Below are 15,750 nucleotides of genomic sequence, written 5' to 3'. Positions count from 1 at the left end.
CGCACCGCGCCCGAACCTGGACAATGGACCGGTGACCGACGGACCTCTCATCGTGCAATCGGACAAGACCCTCCTGCTGGAGGTCGACCATCCGGGGGCGGCCGCCGCGCGGGCCGCGATCGCACCCTTCGCCGAACTCGAGCGCGCTCCCGAGCACGTCCACACCTACCGGGTCACTCCGCTGGCACTGTGGAACGCGCGGGCCGCCGGCCACGACGCCGAGCAGGTGGTCGACGCCCTCGTCACGCACTCGCGTTTCCCGGTTCCGCAGCCGCTGCTGGTCGACATCGTCGACACGATGGGCCGCTTCGGGCGGCTCCAGCTGATGAAGAACCCCGCGCACGGGCTCACCCTCGTGAGCCTGGATCGCGCCGTGCTGGAGGAGATCCTGCGGAACAAGAAGGTCGCGCCCATGCTCGGCGCGCGGATCGATGACGACACCGTCGTGGTCCACCCGTCCGAGCGCGGGCGCCTCAAGCAGATCCTGCTGAAGGTCGGCTGGCCCGCGGAAGACCTCGCCGGTTACGTCGACGGCGAGGCGCACCCGATCGAATTGGAGCAGACCGACTGGCATCTGCGCGACTATCAGGAGTTGGCGGCCGACTCGTTCTGGGCGGGCGGTTCGGGCGTCGTAGTCCTGCCGTGCGGTGCGGGAAAGACCATGGTCGGCGCCGCGGCGATGGCCAAGGCCGGCGCCACCACGCTGATCCTCGTGACGAACACGGTCGCCGGCCGCCAGTGGAAGCGCGAGTTGGTGGCCCGGACCTCCCTGACCGAGGACGAGATCGGCGAGTACTCGGGCGAGCGCAAGGAGATCCGCCCCGTCACCATCGCCACCTACCAGGTGATGACCCGCAAGTCGAAGGGCGAGTACAAGAACCTCGACCTGTTCGACTCGCGCGACTGGGGTCTGATCATCTACGACGAGGTGCATCTGCTTCCGGCCCCGGTGTTCCGCATGACCGCCGACCTCCAGTCGCGACGGCGCCTCGGCCTCACCGCCACGCTGGTCCGCGAGGACGGACGCGAGGGCGACGTCTTCAGCCTCATCGGCCCCAAACGCTACGACGCCCCGTGGAAGGACATCGAGGCGCAGGGCTGGATCGCTCCGGCCGAGTGCATCGAGGTCCGGGTGACGATGACCGATTCGGAGCGGCTGCAGTACGCCGTCGCCGAACCAGAGGAGAAGTACAAGCTCTGCTCCACCGCCCACTCCAAGATCCGCGTGGTCCGGTCGATCCTCGAACGCCACCGGGACTCCCAGACCCTCGTCATCGGCGCCTACATCGACCAGCTCGAGGAGTTGGGCCGGGAACTCGACGCCCCGGTGATCCAGGGCTCCACCCGGAACGCCGAACGCGAGAAGCTCTTCGACGCCTTCCGCCGGGGAGAGTTGCAGACCCTGGTGGTCTCGAAAGTCGCGAACTTCTCCATCGATCTCCCCGAGGCCTCGGTGGCGGTTCAGGTCTCGGGTACGTTCGGTTCTCGCCAGGAGGAGGCCCAGCGCCTCGGCCGTCTGCTGCGGCCCAAGGCCGACGGCGGTCAAGCGCACTTCTACTCGGTCGTCTCGCGCGACAGCCTCGACGCCGACTACGCCGCGCACCGCCAGCGATTCCTCGCCGAGCAGGGCTACGCGTACCGGATCGTCGACGCCGACGACATCGTCGGACCGCCGCTGCCGTGAGACGCACGTAACACTCGTCGTCTGTTCGTGCGACATACCGGTTGTCGGGGGTTCGAACACCATCGTCGATTCCAAGGGGGAACCGTGAACCGTCTCGTCACCGGAACTGTCGTCGCTCTCGCAGCGGGAGCCGTCGTCGCGGGAACCGCGGCCGGGGCCGGCGCGGCCGGCGCCGACATCGAGACCAGCGAGTACGTCGCGCAGAACTGCATCGGCCTGTCACCGAACATCATCGATAATCCCTACTACGGCGGCGTCACCGTCTACCCCGACGGCAATGGGCGCATCAGCGTCACCTGGGGCAATCCCAGCATCTGGGGCTACCGCACCGACGGCACCCTGACCTGGAAAAACCTGCGCACCGGCCGGAGCGGCCAGAGCAATGCCCACTTCACCCACGACGCCGAGGGCGCCGGGTTCTCGGCGGAGATCGCCACGGGTCCGGGACCGGTCCGGATCACCACGCGAGCGATGAACCGAGGGCCCTTCCTCACCCTGGCCGCGCCGACGTGCACGGGAGTGGCGCACGTCCGCTGACCGCATGGGTCGGGTGTGTGCCAACCTGGAGCCATGCCATTGGTCGACCGCATGCGCCCGTTCACGTCCACCGTCTTCGCGGAGATGTCGGCCCTCGCGGTGAAGCACGACGCGATCAACCTGGGTCAGGGGTTCCCCGACTCCGACGGGCCGGCATCGATGCTGGCGGCGGCCGTCGACGCGATCGAATCAGGCGGCAACCAGTACCCGCCCGGGATCGGTGTGCCGTCGCTGCGCCACGCGATCGCCGCACATGAGCGCGATCACTACGGCATCGACCGCGACCCTGATTCGCAGGTCCTGGTGACCGTCGGCGCCACCGAGGCCATCGCCGGTGCCCTGCTCGGACTCGTCGAGCCCGGCCGCGAGGTGGTGATGATCGAGCCGTACTACGACTCCTATGCGGCCTGCGTCGCCCTTGCGGGCGGTGTCCGGCGCACCGTTCCGCTGGTGCGCGACGGCGACGGATTCGTGCTCGACCGATCGGCGCTGGCCGCCGCGTTCGGACCGAATACCGCTGCGGTGCTGGTCAACTCGCCGCACAATCCGACGGGCACGGTACTCACCGACGACGACCTCGCCCAGATCGCACGGTTGACGATCGAGTACGACGCCGTCGCCATCACCGACGAGGTGTACGAGCACCTGCTCTTCGACGGCCGCGGCCAGCACCCGCTCGCGTTGCTGCCCGGGATGGCCGAGCGCACCCTGCGGATCTCGAGCGCCGCCAAGACCTTCGCGTGCACGGGGTGGAAGGTCGGCTGGATCACCGGTCCCGCCGATCTGGTGGCGGCGGCGCGTGCGGCCAAGCAGTTCCTCACCTACGTCGGCAGCGGACCGTTCCAGCCCGCGGTAGCGCACGCGCTGCGCACCGAGATGGACTGGGTGCGGGCCAACGCCGCCGACCTGGCGCGCAAACGGACCGTCCTGTCGAACGCGCTGCGCACGGCCGGGTTCGACGTCCACCGCAGCGAGGCCGGGTACTTCGTCTGCGCCGATCCGCGCCCTCTCGGGTATTCGGACGGATTCGAGTTCTGCCGCGAGATGCCGGCGCGGATCGGGGTCGCCGCCGTGCCGGTCAGCGCATTCGTCGACGACGATCAGCCGTGGCGGCACCTGGTCCGCTTCGCCTTCTGCAAGCGCGACGAGGTCATCGCCGAGGCCGCCGAGCGACTCGGCAGTCTGCGATGACCGCGCGCCGTTCGTACTAGAACATACGTTCGATACCCTGGTAGGCTCCAGCCATGGGCACTGGAGTTCAGGCCTCGTTGTTCGACTCGGCTGACGCGGACGTCGGCCTGGCCGCACTGAGCGCGAGCACCGTACGACACCCGCTCTCCGACGGCGCCTGGGTCGATGTGCGCCCGGGCTGGGTCACCGGGTCGATGCACCTGTTCGACGCCCTACGCGCCGATGTGCCGTGGCGAGCCGAACGCCGGCAGATGTACGAGTCGGTGGTCGACGTCCCGCGACTGCTGGCCTTCTACGATCAGCGCAGCGCGCTGCCGCACGAGATCCTCGAACGGGCCCGCGGTGCACTGACGCACCACTACCGACGAGAACTGCCCGAGGGCTTCGCCACCGCGGGTCTGGCATTGTATCGGGACGGCTCCGACAGCGTCGCCTGGCACGGTGACCGGATCGGTCGGGGACGGATCGACGACACCCTGGTCGCGATCGTCTCCCTGGGCGCTCCGCGCACCCTTCTGCTGCGCCCGCGGGGCGGCGGACCGTCACGGAAATTCATCCTCGGTTCCGGCGATCTGTTGGTGATGGGTGGCTCATGCCAGCGCACATGGGATCACGCGGTCCCGAAGACGCCCGGGGCCGGCCCGCGGATCAGCGTCCAGTTCCGTCCCGCCGGGGTGCGTTGACCCGCGCGCTCTCAGACGTCGAAAGTGACGCCCGTCAGTTCCTCGGACGCCGACCAGAGGCGGTCGCGAACCCGCTGATCGTCGGCCGCCGCACGATAACGTGCACGCGACGGTGTACCGCGCAGCACCCGGTTGGGCCCCCAATAGCTGCCGTTCGGGACGTCGGCCGTCGCCGCGAACAGTGCGGGCAACGCCCCCTGAGCCGCAGGCTGCCCCACGCGAAGCATCGCGCCCGCCTTCATCAGGTAGTCCACGGGCGTCTCGGATTGCCCCATCAGACCGGTCGAGGTGTAGCCGGGATGAGCCAGGACCGCCCGCACGGGGGATCCCGACTGGGTGAGCCTGCGCGCCAGCTCTCGTCCGAACACGGTGTTCGCCAGCTTGGAGTCGCCGTACGCCGCCCATCGGTTGTAGCGCCGCCGCTCCCAGTTGAGGTCGTCGGCGTGGATCCTTCCCCAGTTCTGCGCGAGCGAGGACATGATGACGATCCGCTCGCGCACTCTGGGCAGCAGCAGTCCGGTGAGGGCGAAATGCCCCAGGTGGTTGGTGCCCATCTGCATCTCGAAACCGTCGGCCGTACGCCTGTGCGGCAGTGCCATCACTCCGGCGTTGTTGACCAGGACGTCGAACGGCTCGACGCCGGCCGCGAAATCGCGCACAGAGCCCAGATCGGCCAGATCGAGATGCGCGACGCGCGCCGACGCGCCGATCCGGCCCGCCACACGTTCGGCTTTGTCCAGGTTGCGGCAGGCGAGGGTCACGTCGGCGCCGGCCGCCGCGGCAGCCCTGGCGATCTCGGCACCCAGCCCGCTGTTCGCGCCGGTGATCACCCAGGTGCGGCCGCTCTGGTCGGGTAATCCGGCTGTCGGCCGATCGCTCATGTCACTGCTCCTTCGCGGCCGCACGCGGCGAACGCTCACGCGGTATGGCGAACTTCACCAGGTCAGCCAGCACACTACCGAGCGACGGCGGCTCGGCGCGGATCAGCAACTCGCGCGGCGCGAAGATCTCGGTCGGCTCCGGCCGACCGCGCAGGGTCACCCGATCCACGCGGCGCCACTTCGCCACCTCGTCGGCGCCGGCACGGTCGATGGCCGCGCCGCTGGCGTAGACGGGCGAGTATCCCTCCTTGGCCCGGTCGGACAACCGCGCGCACTCGTTCACCGGGTCCCCGATCACGGTGTACTCGTACCGGGTCCGCGCTCCGATGTTGCCGGCGAACACCGGACCGTAGGCCACGGCCATCCCCCACTCCAGCGGGAGCTTCTCACCGAGCGCCACACCGAGTTCGCGCGCGGCCACCAACGCCGATTCGGCGGGATTGTCCAGTGGCGCGGGCACACCGAATACGGCGAGCGCCGCATCGCCCTCGAACTTGTTGATGAAGCCGCCATGCCGTTCCACCACCTCGGCGACGATGGAGAAGAAGGCGTTGAGCACCACCGCGGTCTCGCGCGGGTCGCGCCGCGCCGCGAACGACGTCGACCCGGTGATGTCGACGAAGATCACCGCGACCTCGGTGTTCGATCCGACCAGATCTCCGCCGTGTTCGAGAGCCAGGTCGGCGACCCCCACTCCGACGTGGCGGGAGAAGATCTCGCGCATCCGGTCACGTTCCTGAAGGCCGTCGAGCATCCCGTTGATGCCGTGCTGGAGCACACCGATCTCGGAGGAGTCGTAGACGGCGACGCGCCTGGTCAGGTCGCCGTCGCGAGCCGATTCGATGACATCGCTCATCTCGTTGAGGGGATCGCGGATCGCACGGCCCACCAGTCCGACGACGCGCCCGCCCGAGGCGAGCGCGATGAAGGCCAGGAACGCGATCGGCCAGTCGAAACGATCCTCCACCTGCGGGACCAGGCCGAGTACCCGCCCTACGATGATCGTGACCATCCCGACCATCGGCACCGCCGAGGAGACCAGCCAGATCACCGCCATGCGCTCGCGCACGCCGTGCATCGCGAACCGCATCGACCGCCCGCCGAAGGCGAGCACCGTCAACGGCCGGACCGCGCTCTCGATGAACATGTAGTTCAGGCACGCCGAGGTGATGGCGGCGAGCATGAACGCCACGAGCATGGCGAGCAGGAACACCGGCTCGGCGTCGGAGAGCACCACGTACATCAGGTACGCGGCGAGCCAGCCGACCAGGTCGGCGTACACCACGCGGGTCGGGATCACCTGCACTTGTCTTCGACGGTCGTCGTCGGCGGGACCGCCGCTGACGAACCACGCGAACTGCGGTTTCAGGAACAGCAGCGAGATCGCGAGACTGACGATCAGTCCGACCAGCGTCGAGAACAGCACCGCGAGCATGCCGGGATCCTCGGAACCCGAGTGCAGCGTGAGTTCGCCGCCGCTGAACGCGAGGAACACCGCGATGAAGGTCTCGATGCTGATCAGGATCTTGGCCCCGCCGAGAATCGCGCTTCCGAGCACCATGGCCCGGGCGACGATTCCGCGGCGGGTCTCCACGTCCATCGCCCGCCACTCGGTGGCGACGCGTTCGCTTCCGCCTTCCACGAGCCGCCCGCCGAAGTAGGCCAGTTTCAGCCTGCGGTCCACCCATTCGGCAAAACGGTGCAGCTCAGTGCGAGTCTCGCCACGCACAAGCAATCACCTCCCGGCCCAATGGAATCTCACTGAGATTACCGAAGACCGGGAGGTGATGTCGGGGTGGAGCGATCAGGCGGTGTGCGTCGCCTCGATCTCGAGCGTGATGGTGATCTTGTCACCGACCACGGTTCCACCGGTCTCCAGCGGCATCTCGATGTCGATGCCGAAATCCTTGCGGTTGATCACGGTCGAGGCCTCGAAGCCCGCGACCGGGCCCTGGCCCATTCCCGCGTTGACGCCGTTGTACTCCATCTTCAGGGTCACCGGCTTGGTGACGCCCTTGAGCGTGAAGTCGCCGGTGAGCTCGTAGTCCCCGCCCTTCTCCACCACGGAGGTGGAGGTGAAAGTGGCGGTCGGGAACTTCTCGGCGTCGAAGAAGTCGGCCGACTTGATGTGGCCGTCGCGCTGCTCGTTGCGGGTGTTGATCGAGGTGACGTCGATCTCGGCCTGAACCGACGGCGTGCCGTCCTCGGCGATGGTGATGGCGCCGGTGAAGGCGTCGAAGGTGCCGCGGACCTTCGAGACCATCAGGTGGCGGACCGAGAAGCCGATGGTCGAGTGGACCGGGTCGATGGTCCAGGTGCCGGGGGTCAGGTCAGCGGGGGTGACGGTTGCTGCAGTCATGACGGTTCTCCTTGCGGAAGCGATCTCGATGGCGTCTGTGGTTCTGCGGCGGCGTGTGCCGCACACACAGAGCATAACCGGACCGTGGTCCGGATAATTCCTGTTGTGGCGCCAATCACGGAAAGTGCCGCCGGATCACCTCCGGACGCTCAGACGTCCACGACGTCGCTCGCCGGATCGATGAGGATCTTCGCGTGACTGCGTGCCGAGGCGAGCGCCTCGAATGCCCCTGCGGCACCGCCGAGCCCGACCGTCCCGGTCAGCAGCGGCCTCGGCTGAACCGTCCCGCGCGCGATCATGTGCAGCGTGGCCCGGAACTCGGCGGGGTCGTAGCCGAAGACGAAGCGCAGGTCGATCTCCTTGTTGCCTGCCATCGCCGGCTGGAAGACATCCGGCTCCATGCACACTCCGACCACCACGACCCGCGAGCGGAAGGGCGCGTGCGCGACGAGGTCGTCGATCATTCCGGGAACGCCGACGCATTCGAAGACCACGGGCCCGCGCGGCGTGAGCGACAGCTTGTCGGCGACGCTCATCAGCGACCACCACGGCGTCCGGGGAATGGTCTGAAGTGCGTGCATGGCGTCGAACGCCACCGAGAACAGATCTCCGACGCGGGTGAAGTGCTTCCTCTGTTGCGGCGCCGCGTCCCACGGACTGTCGACGGCGGGGTCGACCACGACGTCTGCTCCGCACTGACGGGCGAGGTCGCGGCGCAGTTCGGAGAGGTCGGCGGCGACCACCGTGCGCACTCCCGCCGCTTTCAGCATCAGGATCACCGCGAGGCCGATGGGGCCGCAGCCGACCACAACGGCCACGTCGCGCCGGCCGATCTCACTGCGCCGGACCGCGTGATGCGCCACCGCGAGCGGCTCGGTCAAGGCCGCGAGTTCCACGTCCACACCGTCGGGGACGGGCATCGCCAGATCTTCCTGGACCACCATGTATTCGGCGTACGCCCCGGGCGCCTGCGCCGAGAGCCCACCATTTCGACCTCGCCGTCGTGACGGATGATCGGCAGCGCGACCACCGCTGTGCCCGGCTTCCACCGTTTGCGGCATTTGGGACCGTACGAGACCACCTCCCCGACGAACTCGTGGCCCATCACCACCTCGTGGGCGGGGCGCATGAAGTGGTCGTAGCCCACCTTCTCCCCGATGTCGGCGGCGACGTCTCCGTGAACCCGCGCATGCAGGTCGGACCCGCAGATCCCGGCGCGGAGCACTTTGATCAATACGTGGCCCGGACCGGGGCGGGGAACCTCCATCTCGCGCACGTCGAGCGAACCTTCGTGACACACCACAGCTTTCATGCGTCCACTGTAGGGCCGGGTGCGTGCCGGCATCAGGATGCACAACGGCATCCGAGGGAACATTCCCCTCGGATGCCGTCGTGCCTACTGATCTCAGTCGGGGCTGCGGTGACGCGCCCGGCGAACGGTGTACGTCGGGTCCACCTTGACGCGCGGCCGCGTCTCCTCGGATTCGGAGCCGGCGAAGCCGTGGTCCGGGTGCTGCCCGGTGCCGGCGTCCACCCAGTGATGCCTGCCGGTGTCGGACTCTGGCTGGACGTACTGCGTCTCGCCGCCGGTCGCCGGCTCCGGCTGGTCGTGGGTGACGGTCCGGACGGTGTCCTCAGACTCCTCGACGTAGGTCTCCACCGGCTTCTCGACCACCTTGCGGACGATGACCGGCTTCTCGACCACGACGATCTGCTCGATGGGCTTCTCGACCACCTTCTCGACCTCGACGTAGACCGGCTTCTCGACCACCTTCTCCACGATGTGCTCGACGGGCTTCTCGACGATCCGCTCCACGACGTGGTCGAACCGCTTCTCGATCACGTTCTCCACCAGGACGGGGGTCTGCACGTTCTTGTCGAACTCGCGGCGGACTTCCTGCTCGACCACCTTCTCGATGATCTCCGGCCGCTCGACGATCTTCTCCACTACGTGCTCCACCGGCTTGTCGACGATCTTCTCGACCACGTTGGGCTGTTCCACCACGCGCTCGACGGTCCGGTCCACCGGCTGCTCGATGACCTTCTCGACCACATTCGGCCGCTCCACCACCCGCTCCACCACGCGGTCAACGGGGCGCTCGACGACCTTGTCGATCACGTTGGGCACTTCGACGACGCGCTCCACCACGCGGTCGACCGGCTGCTCGATGACCTTCTCGACCACGTTCGGTCGCTCCACCACCCGCTCGACCACATGGTCCACCGGCTGCTCGACGATCTTCTCGACCACATTCGGTCGCTCCACCACCCGCTCGACCACATGGTCCACCGGCTGCTCGACGATCTTCTCGACCACATTCGGCCGCTCCACCACCCGCTCCACCACGCGGTCGACGGGCCGCTCCACCACCTGCTCGATGACGTTGGGGATCTCGACCACCTTGTCGACGACACGGTCGACGGGCTTCTCCACCACGTTCTCGACGACGTTGGGCACTTCCACAACCCGTTCCACCACGTGCTCGACGGGCTTCTCGATGATCTTCTCGACCAGTTCGGGCTTCTCGACCACGCGCTCCACGGCGTGTTCGACGGGGTTCTCGACGATCTTCTCGACCACGTTCGGCTTCTCGACCACCCGCTCGACCACATGGTCCACCGGCTTCTCGACCAGTTTCTCGGTGACGTTGGGGATCTCGACGATCCGTTCCACCTCACGGTCGACGGGCTTCTCGATCACCTTCTCGACCACGTTCGGCTTCTCGACGATCCGCTCGACCACATGGTCGACCGGCTTCTCGATCGGCTTGTCGACGATCTGCTCCACGATCACCTCGCGCGGCACCTCGACGGTCTTGATCTCCGCCTTCTCTACGACGAGTTCGATCTCCTTCTCGACGACCTTCTCGACCGTCTTGTAGACGATCTTCTCGACCGGGACCTCGATCTCCTTCTCGACCGTCGTCTCCGCCGCCGATTCCTCGGTCGCGTCGACGTGCTTCTCGACGACCTTCTCGACGGGCTTGTAGACGATCTTCTCGACCGGGACCTCGATCTCCTTCTCGACGATCTTCTCGACGGGAACTTCGCGGATCACCTCGACGATCTTCTCGACGGGCTTCTCGATCACCTTCTCGACGACCGACTCGACCGGGACCTCCACCACCTTGTCGACGATGGTGACGATCGGCTTCTCCACCATCCGCTCGACGCTGATGGGCTTCTCGACGACGTCGTCGGTGATCTCGACCAGCAGCTTCTCCACCATGCGCGAGACCTCGGTGGGCCGCTCCACGATCTCGTCCACCACAGTCACGAGCAGCTTCTCCACGAGCCGCTGGATCTCGATCGGTTTGTCGACGATCTCGTCGAGGATCGTGACGATCGGCTTCTCCACCAACCGCGGGATGTCGATCTCGTTGTCGACGATCTCGTCCTTCACCGTCACGATCGGCTTCTCGATGACGCGCGGCACGTCGACGGGGGTGTCGACGATCTCGTCGACGAAGGTGACGACGGGCTTCTCCACCAACCGCGACAGCTCCACCGGCTTCTCAGCGATCTCATCGACCACCGTCACCACCGGCTTCTCCACCAACCGCGGCAACTCCACCGGCTTCTCAGCGATCTCATCGACCACCGTCACCACCGGCTTCTCCACCAACCGCGGCAACTCCACCGGCTTCTCAGCGATCTCATCGACCACCGTCACCACCGGCTTCTCCACCAACCGCGACAGCTCCACCGGCTTCTCAGCGATCTCATCGACCACCGTCACCACCGGCTGCTGCACGAGTCGCTGGAGTTCGACCGGCATCTCGATGATGTTGTCGACCACCGTCACCACCGGCTTCTCGACCCGGCGATGGATGTTGACGGGCTTGTCGACGACCTCGTCCTCGATCGTCACCACCGGGCGTTCCACGGCGCGGCTGACGCTCACGGGCTTGTCTACGATCTCGTCGACCACCGTCACAACGGGTTTCTCGATCAGCCGCGAGACCGTCGCCGGCTTGTCGATGATGGTGTCGACGGTGTTGACCACCAGCCGTTCCACGATCCGCTCGAGCGTGACCGGCTTATCGATGACCTTCTCTACCGGGTTCTCCACCAACCGCTCGACGGTGTACTCGCGGTCGACGACGTTGTCGACAATGTTCAACGCCGGATCGTTCTCCTGCGGCGTCCCGCCGTTGGCCATCGCCCCTCCTTGTGCGCGCTGCTATCACCGAAACCCTTCCACAGGGCGGCAGAAACTTCCTAGCTGGACCCTAAGGTTACGCGGCAGCCGAATGACATGGACACACAGTGAACTCGATCCGGTTCGCACCGTCCGTGGGCCTGCCGGAGATGTTCAGACGACGAGAGATGTTCAGACGAAAAGGATCAGAGGCCCACCGTTGCCGGTGGGCCTCTGATCGAATGTGGCCAGAGTCGGGATCGAACCGACGACCTTCCGCTTTTCAGGCGGACGCTCGTTCCAACTGAGCTACCTGGCCGGACGGTGCCGGTGAAAAACCGAAACCAAAAAGCGACCCTGACGGGACTCGAACCCGCGACCTCCGCCGTGACAGGGCGGCGCGCTAACCAACTGCGCCACAGGGCCATATTCAATTTGTTGCCTTGAGAACCTTATCAGACTCTCACTGCGTACCCCCTACGGGATTCGAACCCGCGCTACCGCCTTGAAAGGGCGGCGTCCTAGGCCGCTAGACGAAGGGGGCCGGTGTTCCTCGTTGGGAGCGAGACAAACTCTATGGCACTTCGTCGACAGAACGCAAATCGTGTGGTCAGCGACGTTTTTCGGCTATTCACACGCACATCGAGGGTGATCGGCGAGCGCCGCGCCGGCGGCCGTCGGAGACCGGAAGCGAAGAAGCCAGGCCGGAGATGTTCTCCGGCCTGGCTTCCACCAGTGCCCCCAGTAGGGCTCGAACCTACGACCTGCGGATTACTAGTCCGTCAATTGAGCCTTCTCCGTCCGTAGAAATGGAACTGGACGCGGCGTAGGCCAACCAGGGCCACCGACTACGCAGATCATGCGCAGCATCGGCAGCCGGCCGACCACGCAAGAGTCGATGGTCTGATCCTCCCCTTATATAAGGCCTCAGCCCGATCAGGGACTGCGGCCCCGTTTCTGGGTGCCGATTTCGTTTTTGTGCCCCATGTGATGAATGGTGCTCATGTGAAAATTGATGCAACGGCTCACACGATCGGCCTCGCCGATTTCGAGCTCTGGCAGACCGCGCGGCGCCTCTCGCGCGTCACCATCGTGGAGCGAACCAGAGTCATCCGCCTGCTCCACGCCGAAACTGGCGTCCAGCCCGCCACCATCGACGCCATCGCGATCATGGAGTGGCTCGCCTCCCACGAGCACGACTGGTCGGACAGCACTAACGCCACGTACATCACGTACCTCCGCGCGTGGTTCAAGTACCTGCAGGTCAGTGACCGCCGTGCAGACAACCCGATGGTGAAGCTCGGGCAGCCGGTCATCCCCGAGCGAGAGCCTCGGCCGATCTCCGACCAGGCCGTGATCGATCTCCTGCAGGCCCGTATGCAGACCAAGACTCGAACAATGATCCTGCTGGCGCTCCTGGCAGGACTGCGCGTGCACGAGATCGCGAAGGTCCGCGGCGAAGATTTCGACCTGCGCGCCCGTCTGCTTTGGGTGAGAGGAAAGGGTCGCAAGACGAAGTCGATCCCGCTCCATCCGATCCTGGTCGAGCTCGTCAGCGAGATGCCCGAGACCGGGTACTGGTTCCCTCGGCGCGGCTACCCCTCGATGCCGGTGCACTCCAAGAGTGTCTCCGACGTCGTAGGCCGGACGATGAAGCGGGCCGGCGTCCGCGGGTCTGCCCACCAGCTGCGCCACTGGTACGCCACGACACTGCTCGATGATGGCGCGGACCTGCGCGTCGTCCAAGAGCTGATGCGACACAAGAGCATCGCCTCGACCCAGATCTACACAGCTGTCCCCACCACCCGCCGACGCGATGCGATCGACTCCCTCGACGTGCTGCGCGGCGTGCGGTCGCGTCAGCAGCAGCCCGAACTCGTCGCCGTGCCACTGGAGTCCTCGGCAGCCTGACATGCTCGATGCCCGGTCACGACCCGGGTCACGTGACGTTGTTCCCTGCGCAGAGGCCCTCGACCTTGATAGGTCGGGGGCCTCCTTGCGAACTCCATCGCTCAGGTCCGCTGGTTCCGTTCGCGACGCGGTTGATTCTGGTTGCCGTTGAACACGGCCGCTAGACCGATCACGTCGACTGCACCGAGAAATGCCGCGATCCACGCATGGTCGAGGTACAACGCGTAACCGCCCAGGACAAGCACCCCGAGCACCGCAACCAGCCCAAACACCTGGCCGAGCCTCGCCAGCAGGTACGGCTGCCGAATCGCCTTCTTCGACTGCCACAGCTCATGGTCGTTGCGCTTCTGCACTACGTCCACCCACATCGCGTACACCTCGGGAACCTTCTCCCGCAAGAGCGCCAACTGCTGTGGGTCGGGCGGCTGTTCCGGCAAGTGAATGTGCTGGTGCTGGCTTATCTGCGCAAGGACAAGTGCAGCGATTCGATTGACGTCGGAGTCTGGGACATCAGCCGATTCGTCTCCGCGTAAATCACTCCCACCGGCTTGAGTTCCGGGTCCGGCAACAGGTCCTGCATCGCCTCGTACGTTGCCTGTCCACGCAGGTCGATCAGTGACCCCACGCCCACCCAGAACGCCCGGCCCCTCCGGGTCATCGTCCTGTGAACGTCGTTGATCGTCATAATCCAACTCTAGCCTTCCTCGCCTGATGCCAGTCTGTGAATCAGATCATGCGAGGATATCGGGCAGTCAGGACAATCCTGCCTCCTGCCCCTCGTTGGGCTCCTTGCGCATCAGTCGAACGTGAACTTCGGGGTGACGTCGACCGACACCGGTCCGCTTCCGTTGACGATGATCGACGAGTCGAGCTGCTCACCGCGCAGGAACGTACTGCCGTTCCATATGCCGTAGTGGGAGACGGTCTTACCCGCTGGCACCAGCAGCGGGACCGCGGAGCCCTGCACCTGCGATTCGGTGCCGTTGTCGGTGGCCGCGGCCCACGTCGTCGTACCGGACGCCGGGGTGGTCGCGATGAGGCCGGCACCGGTGGTGCCGGGGTCGGACTCGTGGAAGGTGACCTTCGCGCCGAGACTGGCGATGAGGTCGGCGATCTGCTTGCGGTGCGCGGCAGTCTTTGCCATGTCAGTAGTCCTTCTCTCGTGAGATCCGTCCGGGGCCGCTGATGCAGGTCACGGATCGGTCGATGGTGATGATGCGGTCGGCGGCGATGCGGATGACGTCGGCGAGGAACTCGAACGCAGGCGCGGCCGGGTCTGCGAACGGGCTGTAGTCGTAGTCGATGTGGTCGAGGGTGATGAGCAGCCCGGTGTCGGTGTCGGTGGTCGCGGTGATCTGGGAGCCGAGCGGGACGATCAGCCGATCCGGGACTCTGGCGGGCAGGGTGATCTGCATCAGTACACCTGCCTGGCGATAATCCAGACTCGGCCCGCGCCGCCGGCGCCGCCGCGGGTCCGGTTGCCGAATACGCCGCCGTTACCGCCCGCGCCGGCGCCGCCGGGCGCGCTCGCGGCACCACCGTTTCCGGTGCCGGATGCGCCGCCGGTGTACGTGGTGCCCGCGTAGGTGAAATCTGGGACCGGGCGCCCATTCTGGTAGTCGCCGGTCCCAGACCCGCCCACGCCTTGCGCGAATACCACGACGTTCGTGCCGCTGCTGTAGCTCACCGCGCTTGCTGTGCCGGGGTTCGGCCCGCCGTAGTCCGAGTTCGGTGCCTGCGCCCCTCCTGCTCCGACCGTGACCGAGAGCGCCGATACCTCGAACGGGATTCGGCTCGTGGACATCCACTCGTTCAGCCGGACGACGGTCTTCCCAGCCCAGGTGCCGGGGATGCCGCCTTTTCCCGCGCCGCCGAGTACGCCCGACCCGGACTGTCCCGACGCGCCGCCGCCGATCACGACGAAATCCAGGTGCGTACACCATCCGGGTACCGGGTAGGAGAAGACGCCGGGCTGGTCGTAGACGGTGATCGCCGGAGCGTGCACCGAGAACCGACCCACCGCGGCGTCCGACGCATGGCCGACTGTCGGCGACCCGGACAGGTGCGCGAGCAGAGCAGCACGGTCCCGGCTGTGAGAGCGGCTGGCGCCCGTGAGGTGCCAGCGGATCATTGCCTCCGCGCGATCGACACCGTGCGAGCGGCCCGTGCCGGTCAGATGCGCCACGAGCGCGGCGCCGTCGACCACCGCGGCCGCGCCGCTGCCGGTCAGGTGAGCACGCAGTGCAGCGGCGTCGAGGGCGCGGCTCTCGTCAACGCCGGTCAGATGCGCACGCAGTGCCGCCGCGTCGTGACTGGAAAACTCCGAGGCCAGTGCAGCGGCGAGTCGAGCACGCATCCAGCCC

14 protein-coding genes, 3 tRNA genes and 1 pseudogene are annotated in these 15,750 nt (G+C 66.6%); 5 read left to right on the top strand and 13 right to left on the bottom strand.

Features of this window, described 5'->3' with window-relative positions:
- The first annotated feature begins 31 nt into the window (after nucleotides 1-31).
- The 4 genes from P5P27_RS02700 (at nucleotide 32) to P5P27_RS02685 (ending at nucleotide 4,095) form a co-directional block, all read left to right on the top strand.
- Complete coding sequence (locus P5P27_RS02700; protein ID WP_006894564.1) at nucleotides 32-1,684, top strand: DNA repair helicase XPB; 1,653 nt, start codon at nucleotides 32-34, stop codon at nucleotides 1,682-1,684.
- Between the two features lie 84 nt (nucleotides 1,685-1,768).
- A complete protein-coding gene (locus P5P27_RS02695; RefSeq protein WP_006894563.1) occupies nucleotides 1,769-2,221 on the top strand; it encodes a hypothetical protein in 453 nt (150 codons plus the stop codon).
- Nucleotides 2,222-2,254: 33 nt separating this feature from the next.
- Nucleotides 2,255-3,412 carry a pyridoxal phosphate-dependent aminotransferase gene (locus P5P27_RS02690; protein WP_039866699.1) on the top strand — a complete coding sequence of 386 codons (1,158 nt, stop codon included), beginning with the start codon at nucleotides 2,255-2,257 and terminating at the stop codon, nucleotides 3,410-3,412.
- A 53-nt stretch (nucleotides 3,413-3,465) separates the two neighbouring features.
- Nucleotides 3,466-4,095 (top strand): alpha-ketoglutarate-dependent dioxygenase AlkB, encoded by a 630-nt coding sequence (locus P5P27_RS02685; protein WP_006894559.1) that lies wholly within the window; start codon nucleotides 3,466-3,468, stop codon nucleotides 4,093-4,095.
- Between the two features lie 11 nt (nucleotides 4,096-4,106).
- Here the strand turns inward: P5P27_RS02685 and P5P27_RS02680 are convergent, their stop codons facing one another.
- The 8 genes and pseudogenes from P5P27_RS02680 to P5P27_RS02645 all read right to left on the bottom strand — a co-directional run bounded on the left by P5P27_RS02680 (nucleotide 4,107) and on the right by P5P27_RS02645 (nucleotide 12,020).
- On the bottom strand, nucleotides 4,107-4,976 hold the full coding sequence (locus tag P5P27_RS02680; RefSeq protein ID WP_006894557.1) for an oxidoreductase: 870 nt from the start codon (nucleotides 4,974-4,976) through the stop codon (nucleotides 4,107-4,109).
- A 1-nt stretch (nucleotide 4,977) separates the two neighbouring features.
- Entirely contained in the window at nucleotides 4,978-6,705 is a 1,728-nt protein-coding gene (locus P5P27_RS02675) for an adenylate/guanylate cyclase domain-containing protein (RefSeq protein WP_278126289.1), read from the bottom strand.
- A 75-nt stretch (nucleotides 6,706-6,780) separates the two neighbouring features.
- Complete coding sequence (locus tag P5P27_RS02670) at nucleotides 6,781-7,335, bottom strand: YceI family protein (RefSeq protein WP_045537582.1); 555 nt, start codon at nucleotides 7,333-7,335, stop codon at nucleotides 6,781-6,783.
- A gap of 149 nt (nucleotides 7,336-7,484) precedes the next feature.
- Nucleotides 7,485-8,647, bottom strand: a pseudogene (locus P5P27_RS02665) (zinc-binding dehydrogenase).
- 93 nt (nucleotides 8,648-8,740) lie between these two features.
- Nucleotides 8,741-11,497: a hypothetical protein gene (locus P5P27_RS02660; RefSeq protein ID WP_278126287.1), complete on the bottom strand. Its 2,757-nt coding sequence runs from the start codon at nucleotides 11,495-11,497 to the stop codon at nucleotides 8,741-8,743.
- Nucleotides 11,498-11,721: 224 nt separating this feature from the next.
- Nucleotides 11,722-11,795 (bottom strand) — tRNA-Phe (locus P5P27_RS02655).
- Between the two features lie 33 nt (nucleotides 11,796-11,828).
- A tRNA-Asp gene (locus P5P27_RS02650) sits at nucleotides 11,829-11,902 on the bottom strand.
- Nucleotides 11,903-11,947: 45 nt separating this feature from the next.
- Nucleotides 11,948-12,020, bottom strand: a tRNA-Glu gene (locus P5P27_RS02645).
- 461 nt (nucleotides 12,021-12,481) lie between these two features.
- On the opposite strand from P5P27_RS02645, the gene P5P27_RS02640 reads away from it, so the two are divergent.
- Nucleotides 12,482-13,387 carry a tyrosine-type recombinase/integrase gene (locus tag P5P27_RS02640; protein ID WP_278126285.1) on the top strand — a complete coding sequence of 302 codons (906 nt, stop codon included), beginning with the start codon at nucleotides 12,482-12,484 and terminating at the stop codon, nucleotides 13,385-13,387.
- A gap of 101 nt (nucleotides 13,388-13,488) precedes the next feature.
- Here the strand turns inward: P5P27_RS02640 and P5P27_RS02635 are convergent, their stop codons facing one another.
- The 5 genes from P5P27_RS02635 to P5P27_RS02615 form a co-directional block, all read right to left on the bottom strand.
- Nucleotides 13,489-13,824 (bottom strand): hypothetical protein, encoded by a 336-nt coding sequence (locus P5P27_RS02635; protein ID WP_278126283.1) that lies wholly within the window; start codon nucleotides 13,822-13,824, stop codon nucleotides 13,489-13,491.
- Nucleotides 13,825-13,844: 20 nt separating this feature from the next.
- On the bottom strand, nucleotides 13,845-14,072 hold the full coding sequence (locus P5P27_RS02630; protein WP_278126281.1) for a hypothetical protein: 228 nt from the start codon (nucleotides 14,070-14,072) through the stop codon (nucleotides 13,845-13,847).
- Between the two features lie 111 nt (nucleotides 14,073-14,183).
- Complete coding sequence (locus P5P27_RS02625) at nucleotides 14,184-14,531, bottom strand: hypothetical protein (RefSeq protein ID WP_278126278.1); 348 nt, start codon at nucleotides 14,529-14,531, stop codon at nucleotides 14,184-14,186.
- A 1-nt stretch (nucleotide 14,532) separates the two neighbouring features.
- Nucleotides 14,533-14,802, bottom strand: coding sequence for a DUF7233 domain-containing protein (locus P5P27_RS02620; protein ID WP_278126276.1), 270 nt, complete (start codon nucleotides 14,800-14,802; stop codon nucleotides 14,533-14,535).
- The gene (locus tag P5P27_RS02615) at nucleotides 14,802-15,743 is read right to left on the bottom strand and encodes a glycine-rich domain-containing protein (protein WP_278126274.1); all 942 of its coding nucleotides are present in this window, start codon (nucleotides 15,741-15,743) and stop codon (nucleotides 14,802-14,804) included. The genes P5P27_RS02620 and P5P27_RS02615 overlap by 1 nt, the downstream gene beginning before the upstream one ends.
- Nucleotides 15,744-15,750: the final 7 nt, after the last annotated feature.

The organism is Gordonia sihwensis (genome assembly GCF_029632925.1).
GTDB classification, from domain to species: domain Bacteria; phylum Actinomycetota; class Actinomycetes; order Mycobacteriales; family Mycobacteriaceae; genus Gordonia; species Gordonia sihwensis.
This window is presented reverse-complemented; position numbering and strand designations above follow the sequence as displayed.

Coding starts and splice junctions, on each gene's coding strand:
- P5P27_RS02690 (WP_039866699.1), top strand. CDS start 2,255: ATGCCATTGGTCGACCGCATGCGCCCGTTCACGTCCACCGTCTTCGCG.
- P5P27_RS02630 (WP_278126281.1), bottom strand. CDS start 14,072: ATGACGATCAACGACGTTCACAGGACGATGACCCGGAGGGGCCGGGCG.
- P5P27_RS02680 (WP_006894557.1), bottom strand. CDS start 4,976: ATGAGCGATCGGCCGACAGCCGGATTACCCGACCAGAGCGGCCGCACC.
- P5P27_RS02660 (WP_278126287.1), bottom strand. CDS start 11,497: ATGGCCAACGGCGGGACGCCGCAGGAGAACGATCCGGCGTTGAACATT.
- P5P27_RS02620 (WP_278126276.1), bottom strand. CDS start 14,802: ATGCAGATCACCCTGCCCGCCAGAGTCCCGGATCGGCTGATCGTCCCG.
- P5P27_RS02685 (WP_006894559.1), top strand. CDS start 3,466: ATGGGCACTGGAGTTCAGGCCTCGTTGTTCGACTCGGCTGACGCGGAC.
- P5P27_RS02625 (WP_278126278.1), bottom strand. CDS start 14,531: ATGGCAAAGACTGCCGCGCACCGCAAGCAGATCGCCGACCTCATCGCC.
- P5P27_RS02670 (WP_045537582.1), bottom strand. CDS start 7,335: ATGACTGCAGCAACCGTCACCCCCGCTGACCTGACCCCCGGCACCTGG.
- P5P27_RS02615 (WP_278126274.1), bottom strand. CDS start 15,743: ATGCGTGCTCGACTCGCCGCTGCACTGGCCTCGGAGTTTTCCAGTCAC.